Here is a 24,479-nt window from a genome sequence, read left to right on the forward strand (position 1 = left end):
AAATAAAATATCAAAGGAGCAACAAAGAAATGAAATTAAACAAACTACACCTAGTTAGCGGTGTGGCTTTAGCTGCGATCGCAGTATCAGCCGTAACACCAGCATTTGCAGCAGAAGAAGTAGGCGGACAAACAAATTCTCAAGGAACGATCACATTCAGCGATGACGGTGACGGTGGAGAAGAAGGCGGCGGCGGTGGAATCATCGATCCGGTCGATCCAGAAAATCCAGACATTGAAGAGCCAGGCGGCGGCGGAAATGGTGGAGGAGACATGGAAGGTCCACTAACAATTGATTTCGTATCAGGTATTGACTTTGGTAACCGTAAAATCTCAGGTAGTACACAAAAATATTATGCAAAATACAATGGTTCAGTAAACTCTGAAGGTGAAACTGTCTATTTACCAACATTTGTTCAAGTAACGGATAACCGTGGTAAAAATGATGGATGGAAATTAGAAGTTTCAAATACACAATTTGTAGATGCTGATACAAATGAAGAATTAGCAGGAGCTGTTTTAACTCTTGGTTCAGATAACCAAGTATTTACACAAAACGACAATGGCGATTCTACAAAAGTAGCTGCAAAAGGGAACATTAAATTAGATGGGCAAGCGAATGATCAAACGATCGTGACACCTTCAACAGATAAAGGTATGGGTGTAAACAGTATTGCTTTCGGTACTGAAGAGTACGGTAATGCTACTGACACAAACAGCGCTGTAACATTAGAAGTTCCTGGTAAAGCTAAGAAAAATGAAGATGCAACATACGTATCTGAATTAACTTGGACATTATCTCAAACAGAAGTATAAAAATAAAAAATACATTTTAATAGTAGAAAGAGGCAATTAAATTGAAAATGACTAAACAAAAATTGATCAGCAGCCTTGCACTAAGTGCATTAGTACTAGGGATTGCAACTCCTGCTTTAGCAGATGAAGCAACATCAAACGCAACTGTAACATTCGTTGAAGATGAAGGCCCGACAGATCCAGGTAACCCAGGTGAGCCTGATCCAGATCCAGATCCAGGTGAACCAGATCCAGAACCCGGTGGAGGTGGCGGTGAAAACGGCCCTCTAAGAATTGACTATGTATCACACATGCAATTCGGAGAACAAAAAATTTCAGGTAGCACAAAAGCTTACCATCCACTATTAGCAAAATGGAACTATGAAGAAGGATCTGTCTACATTCCTCAATTCATCCAAATCACTGATAACCGCGGAACAAATGACGGATGGGATTTACAAGTAGAACGTACTGAATTCCAAACAGCTAACGAAGATATCTTAGCTGGAGCAGAACTTACAATCACGAACGGTGAAGTTGTAAATATGGGCGATGCGCCATCATCTGCAACACCATCAACAGTCAATAAAACAGTAACGATCCCAGTAGGTAGCGCAACGAAAGTAATGGCTGCTAATGAAGATCAAGGAATGGCAACATGGTCATACTCTTTTGGTGAACCTAAAGATAGAAATGAAGCTTCAACAGATCCAAAAGAAGAAAACCAAGATGTCACTTTATCAGTACCAGGAACATCTAAAAAAATCGCTAATGAAGAATATTCTTCTGAGTTGACTTGGACATTAGTAGCAAGCGAAGCTTAATTGTCATATTTGCAAAGATATGACAGAGTGAGGAATGTTGAACGGTATTTACTTGAGGTCTCATTATAGAAGAAAACGAAAAGTGATCTTATATAACCAAGTATCTACCTGCTACTGTGACAGCTCTTTCAATGATATGCAGAGTGAGTGCTATATTCTAGAGCATTCATTCTGTTCATATCATTTATTTGAATCGTAAAAATGAAGAGAGGCTCCTATACTAGAAATACGGACAAGTTGTTCGCTATAATCTATTAAAGGAGTTTTTATTATGCAGACAAAAAACACAGCTACAAGATATTCAAAAGAGTTTAGAGAATCCATGATTTCATTAAGTCAGACCGGTCGGTCTGCGAACTCACTATCGAAAGAATACAATGTAAGTGTCTCTACACTTACGAAATGGATACGGCAGGCAGATCCATTGGATCGAAATGTTCTTTCAATAAAAGAGCAAGAATTGCTAAAAGAAAATAAACGCTTGAAAGAAGAAAATGCTATTTTAAAGCGAGCGGCGGTGCTTTTGGCAAAGAGTTGATGGCCAAAGGACGAGCGACTGTCTTACGAGTCGTTCGTGTCAATTTAGAAGCAAAGCACCGCATTACTCGTATTTTAAGGGTTCTTAAAATCCCAAGAACCACCTATTATGCGTATTTAAACTGGATGCCTAGCGATCGAATGCGCAGACGCCAACAGATAAAAGAAAAGGTATTGAAATCCTGGTTAGCCTATCCGATGTATGGATATCCAAGAATGACAAAATATTTTAAAGAAGAACTGAATATCCCTGTCAGTCGTTACCTAATTTATCGTTTAATGCGTGAATTAGGGATTCACTCTCGGATGATAAAGAAAATGAAAAAACCTAAATCTTATACTGAAGTCGCTCAATTACCTAATCTAATCAGAAAAAAGAGTGATTGGTCTAAGGTTCTTTTAACGGATATCACGTATATTCCAGTGAGAGGAAAGTGGGCGTATTTAGCCAGTCTCTATCATCCAGAAACCCGTCGGGTTATTGCTCATAAAGTTGGTGCCCACATGACGAAAGAATTAGCAACAAGCGTGCTAGAAAAAGTAAATTTACAGGCACAAGGAATAGAAATAGTACACAGCGACATGGGAAGCCAATACACAAGCGACTTATTTAATCAGACATTAACGAATAAAAAAATAAAGCATTCTTATTCAAGAAAAGGTTGTCCAGGGGACAACGCAAGAATAGAGAGCTTCCACTCTATTTTGAAACGCGAATATGTGAATTTCCAATCCTTTAAAACACTTGAGGAAGCCATCGTTGGCATTGACAGTTACATTCGTTGGTACAATACAGATCGAATTTCTCTTGTTGCTTAGTAACGTCCCCTTTTTTCAAAAAAAGACGATTGAAGGGGTTATTTAAGTGCGTCTTCTTTTGATCAGTAGAGAAATGTGCCGTCTAATTTAGAGGCATTGGTTCACACGTCTCTTTTATTTATTATTTTTAATGAGCATTAAGCAATTCTTTCGCCTTTTTTTGTTCGGAGTATTGACATAGGAGCCAGACACGACTGTCATACACTTATGCAAATACAAGAAAAGAGGAAAGAAACAAAATGAAAAGTATCATGATCAAACAAAAACTGCTTAGATTGATAACAGTAACTTCCATTATAATTGTAGTCAGCTGCCAATTTTTATTTGGCGCAACTATTGCTTCAGCAGAAAATATGAGTTTTGCTGTCACACCTGAAATTCCCCAAAATCAGAAAGATAGAAGTAAAACATATTTTGATTTAGAAATGAAACCAGATCAAAAGCAAACGCTTGATGTAACCTTAAAAAACAATACAGATAAAGAATTGACCGTTGAAGTCAATGCGAATACGGCTTTTACAAACGACAACGGTGTAGCAGACTATAGTCAGTCTGATCGAACAGATTACGATAGTACATTGAAAACACCATTTTCTACTATTGTAAAGCCGCAGCAAAAAGAAATCAAATTGCCTGCGAATGGACAAGCTGTTTCTAAAATTGATATTACTATGCCTAAAGAAGAATATGATGGCTTAATTTTAGGCGGATTACATTTTAGCGAAAAAGAAGAAGATGCGGAAGACACCAAAGAAGGTGGCGTCCAAATTAAAAATAAATTTGCATATGTAGTAGGTGTTTCTTTACGAGAAACAACAAATGAAGTAAAGACGCACTTAGAACTGAACGACATTGTACCAACTCAAGTGAATTATCGTAATTTTGTGCAAGCGAACTTACAAAATACAGAAGCAGAGATTGTGAAAGATTTAAGTGTTGATGCTCGTGTATATACTGAAAAAGGCAAAGAAGTCCTACATGAAACAAAAAAAGAAGATATGAGAATGGTTCCAAACTCTAATTTTGACTTTCCTATTTCATGGGATAATAAAGAATTCAAAGCTGGAACCTATCGACTTGAAATGGACGCAACAGGTGATGGAGAAGACTATCACTGGGTAAAATATTTCACCATAGATAATAAAGAAGCCAAAAAATTAAACGAAGCAGCTGTTGAATTAGATAAAGAATCGAAACTTTGGTTGTATATTCTGATCGCTGCGATTGCAGTTATTCTTCTTTTGATCCTTTTAATCCTATTTGTTTTACATAAAAAGAAAAAAGAAGACAAAGAACCAGAGAAAAAAACAACGACAACAAAAAACAAAAGCAAGAAAACGAACAAAAAACAAGCAACAAAGAACAAGAAGAAAATCAAATCCCAAAAAGGATCTGACGATACTAAAAAATGAGGAAATAAGTAAATAGTCTACTGACTATTGGAAAAGCGAGGCGGCTGGTAAATGAAGAAAAGACTTTTAGTAAAAGTTAGCTGTGCAGTATTGATATTCGCGGCGTTGATGCCAATGACACATGCGTTAGCCCAAACGAAAACTGTCACATCTGATGAAATTACTGAGCACTATAAAAGTAAAGATCTCACAACCTCCGAAGAACAACAAGAAGATGATGCACTTGAATCCTCAGAACTAGAAAGTGAAGAAACGCAAGCAACTATAGAAACGACAGATGCTGAATTAGATGAGGAAATAAATTTAGATGATAATTTTACACGACTTTTAACAGATTTTGGTGAAGAATATACAAGAGATAAATTTAATATAGATAGTTCATTTGAAACATTGACACCAGGAACAACAAAAGATGGGTTTATTACAGCAGAAAACGGTGTGTTGTTCGGGTTCCGTGGAATGATGGACCGTGCAAGAGCTGGAGTAAATACCTCAGGTACGTATTCACATGGTTATTTAGAGCCGATCATCTTAAAAAAGGGTTCATCAGCAACTGCTGATAGATCCTATGTATATAACAATAGCTATTACTTTACCGCTCAAAGTATCAATCCTTATGTAAACGGGACGCGGATCAATAAAGGCTCAAATAATGCAGTCATTGGTTTGGGAAATAGCGGGATCACTCGTTATTCTTATCAAAAGGATAAAGAGATCCACTTTTTCAAAAAAGACAGCGAAGACAGTAATGTTGGTGAGCTGAGAGCAGTTATGTATACGGAAGATGGTTTTGATATCGAATTTTCTTTAGTATTGGATAAAGTCAAAGGGGTATCTAGCCAAAGATGGAAATTCATCAACAATCGTGATGAAGATATCGATTTTGGTGTGATGGAATATGTAGATACATTTGTAGATAGTGACTCTGTGCCGATCTATTCATTAGGTGGAGATAAAGGATTCTATATGCAGGTTAAAGGAAAAGAACAATTCAATGTTATTCTGCAAGATAAGAACAACGAATGGATCAGTGATTATACACACTATATTCCAGGAATGATCACAGGTTCTACTTCTGGTGGCTACACAAGCGTTCGTTATAATAACGCATTTGGAGATGATTTTTCAATACCTGGATATGAAGGCAGAGATTGGACGAGAAATCAACAGATGATCCCTGGTCGAGATTCAGGCTATCAGTTAGGAACTGATGTTAAGACATTGAAACCTGGTGAGTCGATGACAACAGGTGCAGATTACTACTATGGTGATGCAAAAACGGAACCAGAGCTTGAGGCAGATACAGATGAGCATATTTTCTATGATACAGCTAGTACTGTGGCAGATATTCATTATGAATTAGACGATATTGAAGGAGATCATGACAAGCTTTATATCAAATACAATGATGAGGAAGCTGAATTGGTTGAAGAAGTCGATTTAGATGAGACGCATCATACCTCAGGCAATATTAAATTAGACCAGTCTCGCCTACATTTGGGAGACAATACTGTAGAGTTATATTCTGAAAATAACCTTGAAGTTAAGTCAAATGTAGTCTCCTTAGATGAAGAGATTCGTCACTTAGAAGCAACACCAGAAATTACGAAAGTAAAACAGCATGAAGAACTTGATTTGACGTCGTTTGGTGAAATCATCAAAGAGCATAATACGATCCATGATCCTGTATTAAGTCATGGTGCGGATGGTCCTGCTGATACATCAAACATTGGTTTTAAATGGTCAGATGTCATTCTAGCAGATTCTAAAACCCCAGATATCGATAAGATCGATTTAAAAGTTCCAACGAATATCTATAACAAGAATACAGAGTTTTTTGATCTTGAACTGGTTGCGATCGATGCAATCGATGTGGAATTGACTGTGAAAGAAATAAATGCTTGTGAAAATGAAGCAGCTTTATTCGCATTGATCCAAGAAAAAGCGGAATTGAAAGCTTGGAACATGGATGATGGAAGTGACCCATCGGCAGCAGTGACGAGTACAACGACAAAAGCAGAAGAAGGCACTTATAAAGCTGTCATTACAGCCAAAAGTAAAGAAAATAAAGAAGTAACGCGTGAGATAAATGTTCTTGTAGAAGACGATGAAGAGCAGGAATTGGCTATTATAGACGTACCTGATAATATCGTATTTGAAAAGAGTGCGATCAATTCTTCAACGACCTATGTAAATAAAGAAGAAAATGTAGATATCTTATTGAACACTTCTTTAGGGGTTGACTGGTTATTGACTGTCAATGCAGAGAATTTCAAAAATTCTGACGGGGAAGAAGTCAAAGATATCTTAATCAACAAGCGAAATGGAGTAGAAGAACTTGTATCTCCTACAAACAGCTCGATTGTTATGGAAGGTTCTGCAGCAGATGCTTCCTCTAATTATGAAATAATGATGTCCAAAGATGATGGACTATTGCTAAAAGTCAAACCCGGACAAGTAAAATCGAAAAATTACACATCTGTTGTAACGTGGACATTGACAAGTGATCCGACAAGATAAGGAGGAAGTTTAAATGAATAAGTACAGAAAAAGCTTCATTTCATTTTTGTTGTGTTTGGGCATGATTGCTTGCTTTAATAGTTTTAATCAGCCAGTTTATGCTTCCAACTATACAACGAACGGTGTGGTAGAATTTACGAAGTCGACTGACTCTACAGAAACTACGGAAACAAAAGAAACCACACAATCAAGTGAAATCGATCATGGAGGAAAGCCTTCTGAAAGCAATGAAATAGAAGATAATGGAACGACCTCCAGTAAAAAGCCTGTTGGCAAATTGCCTTCAACAGGTGAGATTATTTCCAAGTTTACTACTGTAGGACTAGCTCTACTCTTTGTTCTATTCTGTTTATTCCTTCTAGGGCAAGCAAGGAGGAAAAAGCATGAAAAATAAACAACGAATCGTATTAGGTGCAGTAACATTGATTGCCGGCGCTGCATTGATCGGCAGCAACGTATGGGCTGATGACGAAAACCAAACCAATTCAGATGCATTTTTACGCTATGAAAAAAATCTGTCTATCGTTGAGCCAGTAGATCCTATTGATCCCCCAAATGTCATAGATCCAGGCGAAGAAAAACCAGGGACAGAAGGACCTCTAAGTATTGATTATGCATCTGATTGGAATTTTTCAAGTCATGAATCAAGTGATGAGGATGAAAACTACTTTGCAATGAAAGATGTTGTGTATTATCTTGATGGCGAAGAAAAAGAAGTGCCGAACTTTTTTCAAGTAACAGATAATAGTGGGAAAAATGCTGGGTGGACATTATATATTCAGCAAAATGGCCAGTTTAAAACCGAAGATAGTTCTTTAAAAGGCGCTCAAATTGTTTTACAAGCACCTGAGATCTATACACTAGGTGATGGAGATGAACCGGCAACTAAAGGAACGATTCAACTGGATCCTAGTGGACAAGTAAGCCCGTTACTTGTTGCGGCAAAAGATCAAGGAACTGGAACTTGGATTGGCACATTTGGCACGGAAAATGATGCGGATGAAGCAATCCAACTAAAAGTACCAGGTAAAGTCTCAAAAGAAGAAGGCAAATATACGACTTCATTTACTTGGATACTTGCGACAGGCGAGATTTAACATCCGTCTGGATGATACAAGCAAAGTAGAAGTATAGTCTGTTCTTTTATAAAATGGTTTAAAGTATCGCATTCATCGTATGAAGTGTTACGGTAGCTATACTCTCTTTGCTAAAAGCTTTAACAAAAAAAGGACAATTGATCAGGCAAGTATCAAGGGTGATATACCTTTATTAAATGAGAAATAATCAGATTGAAACAGTGTTCTAAAAGAGTCAAGCTCTCTAGACAACTGTTTCAGTCTTTTTTTATGCTCATCATAAATGGAAAGATATCAGCATTATGCTAATAGGTTTGCAACGATTACCGGTTCATTTCGATTCTTTTCACATTCCAAAGGGCGATACTTAAGAAAAGGATACTAGAAATAGCTAGAATCCCAATGGGAATAAGGACTTCATGGGAATAGTTCATGACGATTCCAAGTTCTTCTTTAACCGCTTGCGTGACTTCAGAGCGATCTGCTGCAAAGGCATTTTCAGTCAGAATGCGGCGAATCAAAACGATCCCGCTCGTTAGAGGAAAATATTGAATAACAGTCCTCGTTGCTTCTGGCAAACTCCCGATCGGGACATAGCAACCTGTCAAAAAGCCGAGTAGTGGACCGATAATAGAGGTCATCGTTGAAAAAGTATCGATCCTCCGAAAGAAGCTGGCAATAAAAAACATGAAGGCAGAAGAACATAAAACGGTCAAAAGCCCAGCTAATAGCAGCAAACAAAATTGTGGCAAAGATAACCAGCTGCCATTTGAAACAAAGACGATATAACACTCAGCTACGAGAATCACTGCGATCGTGATGATCGTAGATATCAAAAAAGTACTAAGAAAATAACCAAGCATGATTTTACTTTTAGAGATAGGTGAAATCATGAAATCTGTATAAACATTCCGCTCTTTATCCCGAATCAGCTGACTCACAGAACCTAACGTAGAACTAGCAGAAGCGATCCCAATCACACCAGCCAGCATCCAGGTATCGATGACTAATTGCGGGTTTGACAACATAGATAATTGTTTGACGATACTATCTCCGAGTAAAAAGACATATAAACCGATCATGATCAAAGCACCAATAAATGAACCCACCACCGCTTGTTTATTTTTAAAAAATAAGGTTAACCCTCTATACACTAATGCGTTCATAAGTTGTTCGCTCCTTTTTAATGATCGATAAAAAAACATCCTCCAATGTATTGCATTGATAACTTGTTTTCAAATTTTCTGGTGTCTCATAAGCCACGACTTGTCCTTGCGCCAGCATTAAGATCGTATTTGAATCTCTGGCTTCCTCCATATAATGTGTAGTCAATACAACGGTCATTTGATATTTCTCTTTTAACTGATGGATCAAGGTCCACATATCTGCGCGTGAGAGAATGTCTAATCCGGTTGTCGGTTCATCGAGAAATAATAATTTTGGGGTATTTAACAGAGCTCTGGCAATATCTACTTTTCGTCGTTCGCCTCCTGATAATACTCCGTAACGCTTAGCTAATAAATGAGTGCCTTGTACATCTTGGAGTTTTTCTTCCACTAATTTTTTTGCGTCTTTCCAATTTTGAGTGTAAAAATAGGCTCTTATCACCAAGTTTTCTTTTACAGATAATTCAGCATCTAAGATGCTATTTTGAAAGACGACTGAAATCAGCGATTTGTGTTCGAGCGAATCTGTATTTAGTGTTTTTCCATCAAGCATTATTTCTCCAGTATCTGCCTTTATCAAGCCTAAGATCAATGAGATCAGTGTTGATTTTCCAGCACCATTAGGTCCAAGGATTGAAAAGAGTTCACCATTTTTGATGGAAAATGAGACAGCTTTCAACACTTCATGTTGCTCATATTTTTTTCCGATGTTTGTTAACTTGACTAAGTCATTCATTGTTTTTCTCCTTTTTATTTTTGTTGATAAATCAACTATAACGATTTATTTTCAGGAGAACAATCGTATTTGACTAAGTGGTCTGAAATTGAAACTAAGTGGTAAAAAAACGAGATAAGTCTCATTTAAGACCTATCCCGTTTCCGTTTTTGGATGAATTGGTTGATCTCGTCTGCTTGTTTTCGATCATTACTATACATAATAAAACGAATAAAAAAATAGATCAGAAAAACGATCATGAAATTTAATAACAATCCAACTGTTCCAAGTTCCCAATGTAATACCATATTTGCAATAGCTATTTGCAAACAAATGATCAGCAAATACAGCCCTTGATTAAAAAGAATACGACGACTGGAATATTTTTCATTATCTTCGATCAGAAAGTGCAATGAACCTGAAATTGCAGAAATCAGCAGCATATATGCAAGGGAATGAGTTAGAGCCTCTGTCTGAAGAAATAAATTGATGATCACCAAGGTCGTAAAAATCAATGAAGTCAAGCGAAAACTTTCTTTTAAATAATCTTTTACACGCATTTTATCGCTCCATTCCTAAGCCTTTTTTTAGTGCAGGGACATATTTTCTTGAAATCGCTACTTTTTCACTATTTACCAATAACGCTTCAAAACGTCCGCTCAGCAAGGGCGAAATTGCTTTGATCGCTTCAACATTTAAAAGCATCGACTTCGAGACTCTGATGAAATCAAAGTATGAGAGTCGTTCTTCTAACTGATAAAGTCTATCTGTACTTTGGTAGACTTGTTTTTCAGTATAAAGAAAGCTTTTTTTGTCGACAACTTCAATATAAAAAATATCTGAAAAAGGGATTTTGTACAGCACATTTTCAATTTCACCCAAGAGAAAATGTTCATCTTCTTTTAAAATACCGATGACTTTTTCAATTGCTGGTGATAGTTGGTGGATTTTAAAGTCTGCTTGTTCTTCTTGATGTAAATCAATTAGTTCAATAGTCGTTTTCACACGTGTTTCCTTTCTGATGTGTATTTTAATAGTTATTATAGCACAGCTATTAAACGGTGCTAGAGATGAGATAAGTTGATGTAGTAGAAGTACAGGAGTAAACTGTTTGTATAGAAAGAGGAGGACAGACGTATGAAAATCACACAATTAACTATTGATACGCTCGAACGAGCACAGGAAAGATTTGAAGATACGCTGAATCAAATGAGTATAGATGAAGCAAATACAATGCCGAAGCCCTTGATTAAATCAGTCACTTGGCTGATGTGGCATACTGCTCGTGAATTAGACTATCAAATTTCAGAACTAAATCAAACGAAACCACTGTGGCTGACCGCTGGCTGGAGTAAAAAATTTGCTTTAGCGTTGCCGGATGATACGGAAGATTGGTGCCATACCCCAGAAGAAGCGGCTAAAGTAGTTGTGAAAGATAAACAATTATTGGTTGATTATCTTGCGGCGAGTATTGCTTTGACAAACGACTACCTAGAAAGTCTTGAAGAGGAATCACTTAGTGAAATCATTGATAAAAATTGGACACCGCCTGTTACACGTCAGGTTCGATTAGTATCTGCGATCGATGATGCGGTTATGCATTCAGGGCAGGCTGTGTATACAAGAAGATTAGTGATTGGTAGATAAGAAGAAGCTGTAAAAATAGGTCCTGAGAAATAGGATAGAAGAGTTTTGTGGTTTATATTATTCATTTTCTTAGTAGCTTACCTGACTTCAAAATATCTATCTCTCGATCAATTGGTAAAACTGTAAGTAATAAGAAAGAACCAGAAGATGGACGTTACCTTGTTGCAGAATTTTTTTCGAACAGGATCTCAATATCATCAATAGTGGTAAGGATTTAAAAAATCTTATTGATATCAGTATTTTATAATCTCTGATATCAATAAGATTCTAAGTTAGGTGTTTATTTATTTTTGAATATAACTTTCAGCATCGTCAATAAAAAAGGTTAATTGCAACTCAGGATATTTTTTATCAAGTTCTCTTAAACAAGAAATAAATTGCTTACTTTGTAATTTTTCGGAAACATCATCAAAAACCGAACTAATTAATAGTAGATCTTCCTTAGAGCAATTCTTCAAATAACTAATAGTTTCACTTTCATTTATGGATAAAATATTGGTTAATTTTTCCCAACTTCTTTCAAGTCCGAAATCATCCTCTTCATTTATACTTCTTCGTTCCTCTAAATTTTCTGTAATTTGATTATATATATTCAAATTTTTTCTCCTCTCTACTTAGTTGTTTACGGTTGTTTTGTACCATCTGGGAAAATAGTTCCGATTTTCCCTTCGGTTTTTATTACACCAACCCGTACACCATTATAATCTTCAAAAATAACTTCACCGTTAGTAGCTCTTGCAAAGTTCGGTTGATTAGCAATCTGTTGGCCCGCGCGCTCTATATCTCTATTTGTCCAATTTTCTGGGAACCATGCTTGTCCTGTACCAGTACGTTTGGATGGGGTTTTATGATGTGGAACATTGCCAGTTCTAACACCATTGGGATAAGTTTTTTTAACATTTACTTCAAATCCATTTTCCTTTAGAAAGTCAATGTTGGATTGACCATGTCCGCCACCTTTCATTTTAGACACTTTCCCCGTTGCAGGATTAACTGTAAAATCTCCGACATCTGCATGTTTTAAACTTTTTTCTGGAATTCCAACTTTCCCTACATCTTTCCCTCTATCAACAGTCTTAACAACATCCGCCGACTTCTCAAACTCTTTCAACGTTTCCCACTCTTTAGCAGTCAACTTGATCGCATCCAGCGTATAATCACCATTTCTAAGCAGCTTAGCTGACTTCAAAATATCTTTCACACGATCGATCGGCAATACTGCAAGCAACAAGAAAACACCAGAAGATGAGAGCTGCATCGTCGTAGAATCTTTCGCAAGCAGGATCTCAATATCATCAATATTGGTAAGGATTTTAAAAATCTCTGGTCCATACTCTTTAAACAATTCAACATTATGCACACGAAACAGTTCATGTAACTCTTTAAAGCACCTACTTTACTGCATTTTTTTCAGCCTGTTTGATGGCTTAATGGATTGTTTCTAAGTTGCCAATGTCTTTAGACGCGTTGCTTTTGAATGTTGAGACGATAGAACTTAGAGAAGAAACACTACTTTTCATTCCGCTAGCTGCACTACTTTCAGAAAAGCTCATGCTACTTGCTTGTTTTGGTTTGAATGACAAGGATGAGAGACTGCTTGTAAATGTACTTTTTAGAGTATTTACCGTAGCTGCATCGGTACTGATTTTATCTGACATATGAACATCTCCTTTGCTTAATTTGATGATACTAGTACAATTCCATTGTTTTACCCCAATTAAACGCCATAGATAGACAATAATTTTTTAGTTAAATAACCAACCATTAAAAACATAATGTAATTTAAGAATAACACAATGAAAGACAGGGATCTTTTCAATTTATTTCATCTGCCCATCTTTTTTTGATAAATGAAAGGAAGGATTTGCCGAAATAATTATGCTCCCTATGTTCCTTTTTAACTATGACAAGCACGCTTTTTGTTTGGGAAAACTAAACCGCTAATTTGAGTCTTATCAGTGAGTTTTTCATTAGTTTTCAGAAAATCAACTTGACCTTTACTAGGAGTTTATCGTAGAATAGTTAGGCAGCGAACTATTAAGGCGGTGGGAAATAATGAGTAGGAAAACGGCGCTTAGAGTAAGGATCGTATCAAATGAATTAAATAGAAAAGTTGCTGAAATTCTGAAAGAAGACGGAGAGCCTTCATCTGGTATCCAAATGCGGATTTTGAATTTTATTCATCGGAAAAATTGTGAACCCCAAGCTGTTTATCAAAAAGATGTTGAACAGGAATTTGATATTCGCCGATCCACAGTGAGCGGGATCATACAAAGAATGGAAAAACGAGGATTGATCGAACGGCACTCCTGCAAGGAAGACAATCGCTTGAAGGCAATTTTTTTGACCGCTGCTGGTGAGCAGAAGGTCAAAGAAAATATTGATAAGTTGGAGAATTTTGATGATCGGTTGATCAATAATATTCCAACAGAAGAATTAGATGTATTTTTTCATGTATTGGAAAAGCTGTCAGAAAACAGTAAAAATATCAAAATAGATAAGGGAGGCAGTTGACTGTATGATAAAAAAATTACTTGCTAATGTTGGTGAGTACAAAAAAGAAAGTCTCATCACACCGCTCTATGTTACAGGAGAAGTTGCGTTAGATATCATTATTCCGCTGATCATGGCAATGATGATCGATAACGGCATCGAAAAAGGCGATACAAAGGCCATCTTAATGTATGGTGGGTTATTATTTATTTGTGCAATCATCGCTTTGTTTTTAGGGGCGATGTCTGGTCGTTATGCAGCCGTTGCGTCCGCTGGATTTGCGAAAAATTTGAGAGATAACTTATTTTCTAAAGTACAGGCATTTTCATTTTCTAATATCGATCGTTTTTCTACCTCAAGTTTGATTACACGGATGACGACAGATGTGACAAATATCCAAAATGCGTATCAAATGATTATTCGTTTACTTGTACGTAGTCCTTTGATTTTCTTCTTCTCATTATTGATGGCATTTAAAATCAATGGAGACCTATCGATCATTTATCTGGCGGTCGTGCCATTTTTAATGATTGGATTAGGTGTTGTGATTTATTTTGCTCATCCGATTTTCGAAAAAGTATTTCGGATCTATGATCGTCTGAACAATGTCGTTCAGGAAAATCTTCAAGGGATCAGAGTAGTTAAGTCCTATGTTAGAGAAGATTTTGAAGACGAGAAGTTTAAAACGGTGTCTAAGGATATTTATAAAAATTTCTCACGTGCTCAAAGTATAGTTGCATTTAATAACCCAATATTACAATCTGCTGTGTATACCTGTATGTTGTTGATTTCTTGGTTAGGCGCGAAATTTGTTGTTGGCGGAACGTTGACGACAGGTGAATTAGTCAGTATGTTCACCTATACGATGCAGATTTTGATGAGTTTAAATATGCTTTCGATGGTGTTTGTCATGGTGATCATTGCACGCACCTCTGCTGAGCGTGTGACAGAAGTTTTGTCTGAAGAAAGTGATCTGAAAAATAATGATCATCCCTTATATGACGTGCCAAACGGCAGTGTGACCTTCAAGGATGTCTGTTTTAGCTATGCCAATGATCCGGAAAAACTTGCATTAAAACAGGCCAATATGACGATCAAACCGGGCGAAGTAATTGGCATCGTCGGTGGGACAGGAAGTTCTAAATCAACATTGGTTCAGCTGATTCCAAGATTATATGATGTAACAGAAGGATTAGTCGAAGTCGGCGGGCACGACGTTCGTGATTACGACTTAAAGACACTTCGAGATCAGGTTAGTATGGTGCTGCAAAATAATGTGCTGTTTACAGGGACAATCAAGGAAAATCTGCGCTGGGGGAACGAAGAGGCGACGGATGAAGATTTGATCCGTGTTTGTAAAATCGCTCAGGCTGACAGTTTTATTCAAGAATTTCCCGATAAATACGATACGATGATTTCTCAAGGCGGGAATAATGTTTCTGGTGGTCAAAAGCAGCGACTATGTATTGCTCGTGCCTTGTTGAAGCAGCCGAAAATCTTGATCATGGATGATTCAACTAGTGCTGTAGATACAAAAACAGATCGCTTGATTCGTGAAGGCATGAGACAGGAAATTCCTGGAACAACGACCTTTATCATCGGACAGCGTGTTTCTTCGGTTCAAGATTCTGACAGAATCATTGTGATGGATAATGGGCTGATCAATGCGATTGGAACTCATGAAGAGCTATTACAAACAAATCCAATTTATCAAGAAGTGTACGAATCTCAACAGAAAGGATTTGGTGAAGACGATGAGTAATGATCCTAAAAAAGGTGCACGTGGGCCTCAAAATCCTTTGAAAACCTTGAGTCGTTTATTTTCTTATATGCTGCAAAAATACAAAGGCTTATTGGTGTTAGTGATTCTTTTTATTTTGTTAAGTACGTACGCGAATGTTCGCGGCTCGCTCTTTCTTCAAGTTGTGATCGATGATCATATCACGCCGTTACTAGGACAAAGCAATCCTGATTTTTCTGATCTATTAAAAGCAATCACTACGATGGCCTTTATTTACGGTATTGGGATTTTGAGTAACCTATTTTATAATTTGATCATGGTGCGGATCAGTGAAGGAACACAAAAAGAGATTCGTGATCAAATGTTTACCCATATGGAAACTTTGCCGATCGGCTATTTTGATTCGAATTCTGATGGTGATATCATGAGTCATTTTACAAATGATACAGATACGCTGCGTCAAATGATTTCTCAAAGTATTCCTAACTTGCTTGCGGCGATCGTTAGCTTTATCAGTGTCTTCATTGCTATGTTCACGATCAGTGTTCCATTGACGTTGATCGTCATCGTTTCAGTGGGGATCATGATTCTGACGATTCGAATGATTGCTGGAAGAAGTGGGAAGTATTTCGGGAAACAGCAAAAAGATTTGGGATCAGTCAACGGTTATATTGAAGAAATGATGCATGGGCAAAAAGTAGTAAAAATTTTCAATCATGAACCAAAAGTGATCGAAGAATTTACAGCACTTAACGAATCACTTCGTCAAAGTGCAACTCAGGCTAATAAATACGCCAACAGTTTAATGCCGATCATGATGAACCTGCTGAATATCCAGTATGTGCTGTTAGCGATCATCGGTGGATTATTTTCTGTTTACGGCATTTCAGGACTGACGATTGGTATGATTGCTTCTTTCTTGCAATTGAGTCGTTCGTTAAATATGCCGATCAGTCAGGTATCACAGCAAATCAACTTTGTGATCATGGCATTAGCGGGTGCTGATCGAATTTTCCGATTGATCGATGAAAAACCTGAAGTAGACGAAGGGTATGTCACTCTGGTCAATGTAACGAAAGAAAACGGACAGCTAGTGGAAAATGAACAACGGACGGGGATCTGGGCTTGGAAACATCCGCACGAAGACGGTTCCGTGACCTATACAGAGCTAACAGGAGATGTTCGTTTTGAAGATGTTTCATTTGGTTATACCGAAAATAAAAAAGTGTTAAAAGATATTCAATTATATGCCGAACCGGGACAAAAAGTTGCCTTTGTTGGAGCGACAGGTGCTGGTAAAACAACGATCACGAATTTGATCAATCGTTTCTATGATATTCAAGAAGGTAAGATTCGCTATGACGGCATCAATGTGAAGAAAATCAAAAAACACTCACTAAGAAGATCATTGGGCATTGTATTACAGGATACGCACCTGTTTACAGGGACGATCATGGAAAATATTCGTTATGGTAATTTAGGCGCGTCAGATGAAGAAGTGCTCCAAGCCGCACAATTAGCTAATGCAGAAACATTTATCAATAATCTGCCGAATAAATACGATACAGTGATTACCGGTGATGGTGAAGGACTTTCTCAAGGCCAACGCCAGCTTTTAGCTATTGCTAGAGCCGCCATTGCTGATCCTCCGGTCATGATCATGGATGAAGCCACCTCAAGTATTGATACTAGAACGGAAAAATATGTTCAAGCAGGGATGGATCGATTGATGGAAGGTAGAACAGTTTTTGTCATCGCGCATAGATTGTCAACGATCCAAAACTCAGATGTGATCATGGTAATGGATCATGGGCGAATCATTGAAAGAGGAAATCATGAAGATCTTTTGGCTGAAAAGGGTGTTTATTATCAATTGTATACAGGTAAAGTTGAATTAGATTAAACATCAAAATATGTTGTAAAAGTGGAGTCGCACAGATACTGGGTGCGGCTTTTCTTTTTTTGTGAAATATACAATCGGATGTTGTTTTCTAAAATAGACTATGCTACGGTAATGAAAGGGTATTCATTTTGTGGTTACTCTAATAAAGAAAAAGGGGGAGTCGTTTGGTCAGGCACCAAACGCATAAAAAATGAAAAAGTATTTAAGTGTGGGGATAACTGTTTTCCTTGGGATGGGATTTTTAGCTGGCTGTTCTTCAGAGAATAAGGATAGTGCAAGTAGTGGAGAAAAACAGGAGGCAAATGAAAAAACAGTGACGATTTTAGGAACGTCTGATATCCATGGGCGTTATATGGCTTGGGATTATGCGACAGATGTTGAAAATAAAATTGGAAGTTTTGCCCAAATCGGAACAATCGTAAAGGAAATCAGAGCGGAAAATGACAATGTCTTATTAGTTGATGCTGGAGATTTGATTCAGGACAATTCAGCAGAGTTATACAAAGACGATGAGCCGCATCCGGCGACGGAAGTGCTGAAAGCACTGGATTATGATGTTTGGACAATGGGCAATCATGAGTTTGACTATGGGTTTGGTGTATTGGATAAAATTACCGACCAATTCGAAGGTGGCGTCTTAGCTGGAAATGTCGCATTAGAGGATGGAACACCCTATTATGACGCATATAAAATCGTGGAACAAGATGGTGTCAAGATCGGATTTATTGGAATGACGACACCGATGGTCGCTGAATTCAAAAAAGATACGGATATTTTTGACGGGAAAAAATTGACAGATCCAGTAGAAGAAACGAAAAAAGCTGTCAAAGACCTGAAAAAGAAAGTTGATGTTCTTGTCGGTGTTGTCCATATGGGGATCGATAATGAAAATGATGTACACAATACAGGCGTTACCGATATGGCAGAAGCAGTACCAGAATTGGATGTTGTTTTTGCGGGACATATGCACACACTAGTTGAAGAAGAATTTATCAATGATGTCTTGATCGTTGAACCGGATAAATACGGGCGCTACGTTTCTCGTGTGGATTTAGACTTAGTTAAAAAAGGTGACAGCTATGAAGTCAAGAAAAAAGCTGGTTCAGCGATCGAAGTAGCTAGCTATGAAGAAGATCAAGAGATCAATGATCTTTTACAAGCTTCTCACGAGAAAGCTAGAAAAGATGCCAATACAGTACTTGGGGAATTGACGGGAATGGATTTAGTGCCAAAAGATGAGATCAAAGGAATTTCTTCTGCTCAAATTCAAGAAACGCCATTAGTCAATTTCTTTGGCGAAGTGATGCTTCATTATAGTCAAAATGCAGATGTCGTTGCGTTTCAGATCGATACAGATACGCCTTCTTTAGATATGGGGGAAATCAAGAAAAAAGATATCGCTCGAAATTATCAATTTACAGACGGAGAAGTGACTGTCTACGATATTACAGGGAAAGATTTAAAAGACTACATGGAGTGGGGCGCAGAATATTATAACCAAACAAAACCAGGAGACGTAACCGTCAGCTATAATGTTGAACGCCGTTCCAGCAAATATAATACAAATGATCGTTTCTATAATGTAAAATACGATATCGATCTATCTAAAAAAGCGGGTGAACGCATTACTAATTTGCGAAGGATTGATGAAACACCGATCACAGATGGAGAAAGCTTAAAAATCGGCATGAATCAATATCGAATGAACTTTTTAGTGTCAGAGGATGGACCTTTGGCTGGGCGTAAATTCAAAGAAGGTTATTCTACATTTTCGCAAGATGCATTTGGTGAAAAAGAAGGCCGAATTCGTGAATTGGCTGCTCGTTACATCAAAGAAGAAAAAAACGGCGTGTATGAAGGGAAATTTTTAAATAATTGGCGTATTGTTGGTGTGGATACAGAAGCACCTGAAAGAAAAGCAGTCGTAGAGTTGATCAATGCTGAAATAGTAGAATTGCCTAGCGAAGAGGGTGTGACGAATATTGCGTCGATCAATATATCTGAGCCAGCGACTGACGAATTGATTCAAGACTTAGCTAAAAAAGCTGATTTAACAGCTAAAGATATCGGTAATGTGAAAACGACGGGTGAATTATACCAAAAAATCAGTGAACAACGAAAAAAATAAATAGCACTAGAAAAAGTGTGGTTGGAGCAGAGAGGTTTATTTTCAAGGAATTGCCTCTGCTCCCACCATTTATTTAGTTATGAAGGGCTTGGAATATAACTTGAAGAGTTATGTTTCAAGCTCGCTTTTTTTATTGAATATAACTTCAAATTGTTTTCAGTATTCGTTCTGTGATAGTATAAATTGACACTTTTAATAGAAATAAAAGGATAATGAGGAGCGAAATAAGCGAATGCGAAATATCAAATTGACGATTGAATATGATGGTGCCAGATATCTTGGTTGGCAACGACTTGGAGATTCTGATAAAACGATTCAGGGGAAAATCGAAAAAGTCTTAAAGCAAATGACAGGAAATGAGATAGAAATCATCGGTTCCGGTCGAACTGATGCTGGAACACATGCTCGTGGACAAGTAGCAAATTTTAAGACCGATACTGAGATGAAGACAAGCGAGATACTCGATTTTTTAAATCGCTATTTACCAAGAGATATTGTAGTGAAAAAAGTAGAAGACATGCCTGAACGTTTCCACGCGCGTTATAATGCAGTTGGGAAAAAATATAGTTATTATATTTGGAATGATTCTATTCCAACAGCGTTTGAGAGGAATTATAGCTTTCAATTTCCGCAAGAATTGAACCTTGATTTAATGAATGAAGCCTGTCAGAAATTGATTGGAAAACATGATTTCATCGGTTTTTCTGCATTGAAAAAGACAAAAAAATCGACCGTTCGAACAATCGATGATCTTTCGATCCATCGCGAAGGAAGCTTGCTGCGGATTACTTTTGTTGGAGATGGTTTTTTATATAAAATGGTTCGGATCATCATGGGCACACTGCTGGAAATTGGCAGTGGCAAAAGAGCTATCACAACGATCGATGACATATTTGAGCAAAAAGTCCGAAGTGAAGCGGGCGAAACGGTGCCGGCGCAAGGACTTTTTCTTGATGAAGTGTATTATTAAGAGAGTCATGTGTTTCATTTAAGAAGGCACTATGGAGCTAACGATCGCTGCATTTCAATTATTCAACTGAGACGGATTCACCTTCAAGTGATAAAAAAATTAAGACAGAAGCTGAGATCGAAATGATCAAAGTTGACTATAAAAAATAGTGGCAACAGTAGAAAGACTTGCAGTTATAGGTCGCAAAGTAATTGCCTAAAGAGTATCAAATGAGTAAACAGAAAGTTGGACAAATAGTTGGAATTTGCGCAGCCATTTTTGGAGTGCGTATCGTAGTTCAGAGCATCAAAAGGAAAATGCATGCTTAGCGGTTTTATTGAATCAAAAACAATTTCAAGTCTATCTGATGTTTCAACATTACAAAAGTGAGCAGCAAGCAGGAAGCGTTAGTGTACGATCAAACTTTTCAAATCGGTAATCTATTATTTAAAATAGAACAAATCAAGGAGATCAATCAAGTGACGGTAAAGACATTGGAAAAACTTGCTCCGTTGTATTTTGCACTTGGAGAAAGTCAGTTAAGGCATCGGTGAAATCAGGAGCAAGGCTTATTTGGAAATTGTTGTGTACGTTGAACAGGATTTCCTGAACCTATGGGCTGATAAACGATTTTATGCTATACTGGAAATTATGTTATTTATTTGGAAGATATAATGTAAAAGGGAGATTTTATGGTTAAAAACAAATCTACAAGGTTCAATTACCTACCGATAATTGTGGCCTGCTTGTTGATGGTGATTCAAAGAGTACTACGTTCAGCAATAGAAATTCCTGAACATTCGATTTATGCGACACGATTTTATTTGTATCAAGTAATCAATGCTTTGGTCATGATAGGAATCAATCTTTTTCCTATCTATTTGGGATTTTATACGAAAAAACTTAAGGAAAAGAATATTTTTAAGAAGTTAGGGCACTATTTTTTGATGTATATCCTAACATCTGTTGCAATAAATATTTTCTTCTTTTTCCTGCAAAATTCACTTAATATTCGTGATTATTGGATGATTTTATTTCCGATCAGTCAAAATAATTTTGGCTATGGCGTATCTTGTGTACTAGTATTACTATTTTTGCCTAAGCTTATCTCATGGTTGGATCAAACGTCAGAGCAAAGACTCCAAAGGAGTTTGTTGCTTATTTCTTTTTTATTTGTGGTGCTACCAACCTTATTTAGTAAAGATTTATGGGGATTTCAAGAAGGGAAAAGTATTCTTTGGGTCTTGTATCTTGTCTTGCTTGGCTATTTCCTGCAACGGATGCAAGTACTACAAAAAGTTCGTTTTCCTTTGATGCATCTGATGGTGAGTGCATCACTTTTGGTCAGTACGATTTTCATTATGGCTATAGTTTCCTTGCAGATGAGAAACGATGTTTCGACTGCAACACGTTTTTGTGTGCCGTTTTCTTTATTTGCTATGTATTATACACTGAGTTTATTTATTAGCTTAGAGAGTCGAAAGTTTTTAAGATGGACTGTTTCAACGGATACGATTGCTGCGACATTAGTCAGCAACCAACTGGCAATCAATATACCATTAGTTCCGTATATTATTTCAACCTATTACAGAAAAGCGTATCCCGATTCAGGTGGGCAATGGCTAAAGTCAATGATGCTGTATATTGGTCTTTGGTTTGGGGCTTCACTAGCATTAGCTATAGGTAATATCTTGATTCAAAAAACAAAAATTTTCACATTTGTTGCTCGAAAATTGACAGTGGGATCACTAGCTGATTTAAAGAATATGTTTTTAAAAGTGGTTCAATGGTTTAAATACAAACGCCGTCTCATTTTCACAGCTTTGTTTTTCTATATTTTTACGATTATTCAAATGTTTTTGATTTCTGAGAAGCAATTGAGCATCAGCGTTTCTGACACAGTGAATGCGTATGGGTTTATTTTACTGAAAAGGCAAGCGCCGATTTTTTTGAATGTACTGATTATTATGATGTTTTTCATATTCTTATTGATCATCACAAATAAATTTTGGCATTCGTTTATTCTAACGCTAGTTATCGACTTAGTGATCACGATTTCGAATTATTTAAAGATTGCTTTGCGGGAAGAACCTGTGCTGCCTTCTGATTTAAAACTATTAACAGGTATCAATGAAATTATTGATATGGTCAATCCAATCATTATTTTCGTTGGTATTGCAGTGATCGTACTATTAGCGATTTCGAGCTATATATTAGAACGTAGAGCAAAGCGATTGTACAATTTAAAAATCAGTTGGAAAAAAAGAGGGATCGAACTGACGGTGATCTTACTGTTCTTTTCAAGTCTATTTTTTGTGAATCATAAAAATTCTCCATCATACTTATTTTTTAATCTGTTTAGAGTAAATCGTTATTTCTATAATCAAAAACTAGGCGCTCAGATCAATGGGCCAATTGTCCAATTTTTGAATAATATCGACGTATTAGTAATGGATGAGCCGAAGGATTACTCTGAAGAGAAGGTCAAAGCGATTATGAAAAAGTATGATAAAGCAGCCGAAACAATCAACAAAGACCGGTTGGATTGGGCAGAAAATGAAACAGTGATCTTTAATCTGAGTGAAAGCTTTAGCGACCCAAAACGTGTGCCAAACCTGACGATCGATAATGATCCGATGCCGTATGTTCGACAACTGATGAAACAAACGACTAGTGGATTGATGCTTTCCAATGGCTATGGAGGCGGTACGGCAAACATGGAGTGGGGGGCGCTGACGAGCCTTGACATCAGCAATCTTTCTCCAACATTACCGACACCGTATACCCAATTAGTAGAAAAACAATTTGTTTCACCAAATATTACGAATTTATTTGATGAAACTATTGCGATTCATCCCTATGTAGCAACTCTATACAACCGCAAAAATGTTTTTGAAAAATTTGGTTTTGATACGTTTTATTACGTTGACGGACCAGATGAATTAACGTATCAAGATAAAATAGACGACAATATCTATATCTCTGATTTTTCAGCCTATAACGAGACCTTGGATAAATTAAAGGCAAACCTTGATACGACACAATTTATTCAATTGTCAACTATGCAAAATCATATGCCTTATAAGGATTACTATCAGGAAAATAATTTTTCTTTTAGTGGAAATGCAGTAGTGAGAGATCGACATTCGGAGCTGAACACGTATATGCAGGGGATGTATTATACTGACGAAGCGGTCAAATATTTTATTCAAGAGCTGGATAAAATAGAAAAACCAATCACGTTTGTTTTTTATGGTGATCATCTACCCTCTCTTTATAGTGGGAATAATATGGGGAAATACGGTTTGGTTCAGCATGAAACGGACTATTTTATTTATAGTAATCGCTATAGCCGAGAGCGCAGCAAGAAACTAAATAAAAAAATTGTTGCTCCATATAATTTTCCTTCCTTAGCTTTAGAGCAGGCTAACATCAAAATCACTCCATTTTATGCATTGATGACGAAGCTGACGAATGATGTTTTAGCATCAACGACAGATCCATCTGCAAGTATATCGAATAATTATAATGGTCAAAAGATTTTTGTGACAGACAACAATAAAACATTATCTGAAAGTGATTTATCAAGTAAGCAAAAAGAACTCTTACATGAGTATCGTTTGATTCAGTATGATTTAACAGCGGGAGAAGAGTATGCTTCTGAATGGGCGAGTCAATCCGTTGTAAATCAAGAGTAGGATCAGATCATAAACGATATTGTTGTATAGAGTTGTGCCAGAGAAAGTACGAGTAAT

The 24,479-nt window shown here is 37.0% G+C and carries 21 protein-coding genes and 1 pseudogene; 15 read left to right on the forward strand and 7 right to left on the reverse strand.

Annotation, left to right across the window (positions count from 1 at the left end; genetic code table 11):
* Positions 1 to 29: 29 nt before the first annotated feature.
* The 7 genes from CC204_RS15370 to CC204_RS15405 all read left to right on the forward strand — a co-directional run bounded on the left by CC204_RS15370 (position 30) and on the right by CC204_RS15405 (position 8,003).
* Positions 30 to 815 carry a WxL domain-containing protein gene (locus CC204_RS15370; protein ID WP_088270962.1) on the forward strand — a complete coding sequence of 262 codons (786 nt, stop codon included), beginning with the start codon at positions 30 to 32 and terminating at the stop codon, positions 813 to 815.
* A 47-nt stretch (positions 816 to 862) separates the two neighbouring features.
* Positions 863 to 1,618 carry a WxL domain-containing protein gene (locus tag CC204_RS15375; protein ID WP_227011267.1) on the forward strand — a complete coding sequence of 252 codons (756 nt, stop codon included), beginning with the start codon at positions 863 to 865 and terminating at the stop codon, positions 1,616 to 1,618.
* Between the two features lie 271 nt (positions 1,619 to 1,889).
* Positions 1,890 to 2,974 (forward strand): IS3 family transposase gene (locus CC204_RS15385; protein WP_120308903.1). Its coding sequence is split into 2 segments (ribosomal slippage): positions 1,890 to 2,127 and positions 2,127 to 2,974, totalling 1,086 coding nucleotides; the frame shifts between segments, so codons are not numbered across the junction.
* 239 nt (positions 2,975 to 3,213) lie between these two features.
* Positions 3,214 to 4,386 (forward strand): WxLIP family cell surface protein, encoded by a 1,173-nt coding sequence (locus tag CC204_RS15390; RefSeq protein ID WP_088270964.1) that lies wholly within the window; start codon positions 3,214 to 3,216, stop codon positions 4,384 to 4,386.
* Between the two features lie 51 nt (positions 4,387 to 4,437).
* Positions 4,438 to 6,906 (forward strand): hypothetical protein, encoded by a 2,469-nt coding sequence (locus CC204_RS15395; RefSeq protein ID WP_088270965.1) that lies wholly within the window; start codon positions 4,438 to 4,440, stop codon positions 6,904 to 6,906.
* Positions 6,907 to 6,919: 13 nt separating this feature from the next.
* Positions 6,920 to 7,300, forward strand: coding sequence for an LPXTG cell wall anchor domain-containing protein (locus CC204_RS15400; RefSeq protein WP_088270966.1), 381 nt, complete (start codon positions 6,920 to 6,922; stop codon positions 7,298 to 7,300).
* Positions 7,290 to 8,003, forward strand: a complete 714-nt coding sequence (locus CC204_RS15405; protein ID WP_088270967.1) for a WxL domain-containing protein — start codon at positions 7,290 to 7,292, stop codon at positions 8,001 to 8,003. Before CC204_RS15400 ends, CC204_RS15405 begins: the two co-directional genes overlap by 11 nt.
* A gap of 302 nt (positions 8,004 to 8,305) precedes the next feature.
* Here the strand turns inward: CC204_RS15405 and CC204_RS15410 are convergent, their stop codons facing one another.
* The 4 genes from CC204_RS15410 to CC204_RS15425 all read right to left on the reverse strand — a co-directional run bounded on the left by CC204_RS15410 (position 8,306) and on the right by CC204_RS15425 (position 10,868).
* The gene (locus tag CC204_RS15410; RefSeq protein ID WP_088270968.1) at positions 8,306 to 9,148 is read right to left on the reverse strand and encodes an ABC transporter permease; all 843 of its coding nucleotides are present in this window, start codon (positions 9,146 to 9,148) and stop codon (positions 8,306 to 8,308) included.
* Positions 9,129 to 9,884 carry an ABC transporter ATP-binding protein gene (locus tag CC204_RS15415; protein ID WP_088270969.1) on the reverse strand — a complete coding sequence of 252 codons (756 nt, stop codon included), beginning with the start codon at positions 9,882 to 9,884 and terminating at the stop codon, positions 9,129 to 9,131. Before CC204_RS15415 ends, CC204_RS15410 begins: the two co-directional genes overlap by 20 nt.
* A 125-nt stretch (positions 9,885 to 10,009) precedes the next feature.
* Entirely contained in the window at positions 10,010 to 10,423 is a 414-nt protein-coding gene (locus CC204_RS15420; RefSeq protein ID WP_088270970.1) for a DUF3021 family protein, read from the reverse strand.
* A 1-nt stretch (position 10,424) separates the two neighbouring features.
* Positions 10,425 to 10,868 carry a LytTR family DNA-binding domain-containing protein gene (locus tag CC204_RS15425; protein ID WP_088270971.1) on the reverse strand — a complete coding sequence of 148 codons (444 nt, stop codon included), beginning with the start codon at positions 10,866 to 10,868 and terminating at the stop codon, positions 10,425 to 10,427.
* Positions 10,869 to 11,000: 132 nt separating this feature from the next.
* On the opposite strand from CC204_RS15425, the gene CC204_RS15430 reads away from it, so the two are divergent.
* Complete coding sequence (locus CC204_RS15430; RefSeq protein ID WP_088270972.1) at positions 11,001 to 11,510, forward strand: DinB family protein; 510 nt, start codon at positions 11,001 to 11,003, stop codon at positions 11,508 to 11,510.
* Between the two features lie 284 nt (positions 11,511 to 11,794).
* On the opposite strand, the gene CC204_RS15435 is transcribed toward CC204_RS15430, so the two are convergent.
* From CC204_RS15435 to CC204_RS15445, 3 genes are all read right to left on the reverse strand, one after another.
* The gene (locus CC204_RS15435) at positions 11,795 to 12,106 is read right to left on the reverse strand and encodes a hypothetical protein (RefSeq protein WP_088270973.1); all 312 of its coding nucleotides are present in this window, start codon (positions 12,104 to 12,106) and stop codon (positions 11,795 to 11,797) included.
* A gap of 26 nt (positions 12,107 to 12,132) precedes the next feature.
* On the reverse strand, positions 12,133 to 12,870 hold the full coding sequence (locus CC204_RS21540) for an EndoU domain-containing protein (protein WP_227011173.1): 738 nt from the start codon (positions 12,868 to 12,870) through the stop codon (positions 12,133 to 12,135).
* Between the two features lie 67 nt (positions 12,871 to 12,937).
* Positions 12,938 to 13,168 (reverse strand): DUF3130 family protein, encoded by a 231-nt coding sequence (locus CC204_RS15445; protein WP_088270974.1) that lies wholly within the window; start codon positions 13,166 to 13,168, stop codon positions 12,938 to 12,940.
* 397 nt (positions 13,169 to 13,565) lie between these two features.
* Here CC204_RS15445 and CC204_RS15450 point away from each other — a divergent pair, with 397 nt between their 5' ends.
* The 7 genes and pseudogenes from CC204_RS15450 to CC204_RS15480 all read left to right on the forward strand — a co-directional run bounded on the left by CC204_RS15450 (position 13,566) and on the right by CC204_RS15480 (position 24,422).
* Complete coding sequence (locus CC204_RS15450) at positions 13,566 to 14,024, forward strand: MarR family winged helix-turn-helix transcriptional regulator (RefSeq protein WP_088270975.1); 459 nt, start codon at positions 13,566 to 13,568, stop codon at positions 14,022 to 14,024.
* Between the two features lie 4 nt (positions 14,025 to 14,028).
* Positions 14,029 to 15,765, forward strand: coding sequence for an ABC transporter ATP-binding protein (locus CC204_RS15455; protein WP_088270976.1), 1,737 nt, complete (start codon positions 14,029 to 14,031; stop codon positions 15,763 to 15,765).
* A complete protein-coding gene (locus CC204_RS15460; RefSeq protein WP_088270977.1) occupies positions 15,758 to 17,647 on the forward strand; it encodes an ABC transporter ATP-binding protein in 1,890 nt (629 codons plus the stop codon). The genes CC204_RS15455 and CC204_RS15460 overlap by 8 nt, the downstream gene beginning before the upstream one ends.
* 190 nt (positions 17,648 to 17,837) lie before the next feature.
* Complete coding sequence (locus tag CC204_RS15465; protein ID WP_088270978.1) at positions 17,838 to 19,775, forward strand: bifunctional metallophosphatase/5'-nucleotidase; 1,938 nt, start codon at positions 17,838 to 17,840, stop codon at positions 19,773 to 19,775.
* Positions 19,776 to 20,007: 232 nt separating this feature from the next.
* Positions 20,008 to 20,745: a tRNA pseudouridine(38-40) synthase TruA gene (truA, locus tag CC204_RS15470; protein WP_088270979.1), complete on the forward strand. Its 738-nt coding sequence runs from the start codon at positions 20,008 to 20,010 to the stop codon at positions 20,743 to 20,745.
* Between the two features lie 220 nt (positions 20,746 to 20,965).
* Positions 20,966 to 21,278 (forward strand): annotated as a pseudogene (locus CC204_RS21830) (HI_0552 family protein); the annotation flags it as partial.
* 138 nt (positions 21,279 to 21,416) lie between these two features.
* The gene (locus tag CC204_RS15480; RefSeq protein ID WP_088270980.1) at positions 21,417 to 24,422 is read left to right on the forward strand and encodes an LTA synthase family protein; all 3,006 of its coding nucleotides are present in this window, start codon (positions 21,417 to 21,419) and stop codon (positions 24,420 to 24,422) included.
* Positions 24,423 to 24,479 lie beyond the last annotated feature (57 nt).

The organism is Enterococcus wangshanyuanii, assembly GCF_002197645.1.
Taxonomy (GTDB): domain Bacteria; phylum Bacillota; class Bacilli; order Lactobacillales; family Enterococcaceae; genus Enterococcus_L; species Enterococcus_L wangshanyuanii.

Bases quoted from the DNA above. Each gene is read 5' to 3' on its own strand.
- CC204_RS15375 (WP_227011267.1), top strand. From the start codon at position 863: ATGACTAAACAAAAATTGATCAGCAGCCTTGCACTAAGTGCATTAGTA.
- CC204_RS15410 (WP_088270968.1), bottom strand. From the start codon at position 9,148: ATGAACGCATTAGTGTATAGAGGGTTAACCTTATTTTTTAAAAATAAA.
- CC204_RS15405 (WP_088270967.1), top strand. From the start codon at position 7,290: ATGAAAAATAAACAACGAATCGTATTAGGTGCAGTAACATTGATTGCC.
- CC204_RS15430 (WP_088270972.1), top strand. From the start codon at position 11,001: ATGAAAATCACACAATTAACTATTGATACGCTCGAACGAGCACAGGAA.
- CC204_RS15480 (WP_088270980.1), top strand. From the start codon at position 21,417: ATGGTTAAAAACAAATCTACAAGGTTCAATTACCTACCGATAATTGTG.
- CC204_RS15400 (WP_088270966.1), top strand. From the start codon at position 6,920: ATGAATAAGTACAGAAAAAGCTTCATTTCATTTTTGTTGTGTTTGGGC.
- CC204_RS15420 (WP_088270970.1), bottom strand. From the start codon at position 10,423: ATGCGTGTAAAAGATTATTTAAAAGAAAGTTTTCGCTTGACTTCATTG.
- CC204_RS15460 (WP_088270977.1), top strand. From the start codon at position 15,758: ATGAGTAATGATCCTAAAAAAGGTGCACGTGGGCCTCAAAATCCTTTG.
- CC204_RS15455 (WP_088270976.1), top strand. From the start codon at position 14,029: ATGATAAAAAAATTACTTGCTAATGTTGGTGAGTACAAAAAAGAAAGT.
- CC204_RS15450 (WP_088270975.1), top strand. From the start codon at position 13,566: ATGAGTAGGAAAACGGCGCTTAGAGTAAGGATCGTATCAAATGAATTA.
- CC204_RS15395 (WP_088270965.1), top strand. From the start codon at position 4,438: ATGAAGAAAAGACTTTTAGTAAAAGTTAGCTGTGCAGTATTGATATTC.
- CC204_RS15390 (WP_088270964.1), top strand. From the start codon at position 3,214: ATGAAAAGTATCATGATCAAACAAAAACTGCTTAGATTGATAACAGTA.
- CC204_RS15465 (WP_088270978.1), top strand. From the start codon at position 17,838: ATGAAAAAGTATTTAAGTGTGGGGATAACTGTTTTCCTTGGGATGGGA.
- CC204_RS15415 (WP_088270969.1), bottom strand. From the start codon at position 9,884: ATGAATGACTTAGTCAAGTTAACAAACATCGGAAAAAAATATGAGCAA.
- truA (WP_088270979.1), top strand. From the start codon at position 20,008: ATGCGAAATATCAAATTGACGATTGAATATGATGGTGCCAGATATCTT.
- CC204_RS15445 (WP_088270974.1), bottom strand. From the start codon at position 13,168: ATGTCAGATAAAATCAGTACCGATGCAGCTACGGTAAATACTCTAAAA.
- CC204_RS15370 (WP_088270962.1), top strand. From the start codon at position 30: ATGAAATTAAACAAACTACACCTAGTTAGCGGTGTGGCTTTAGCTGCG.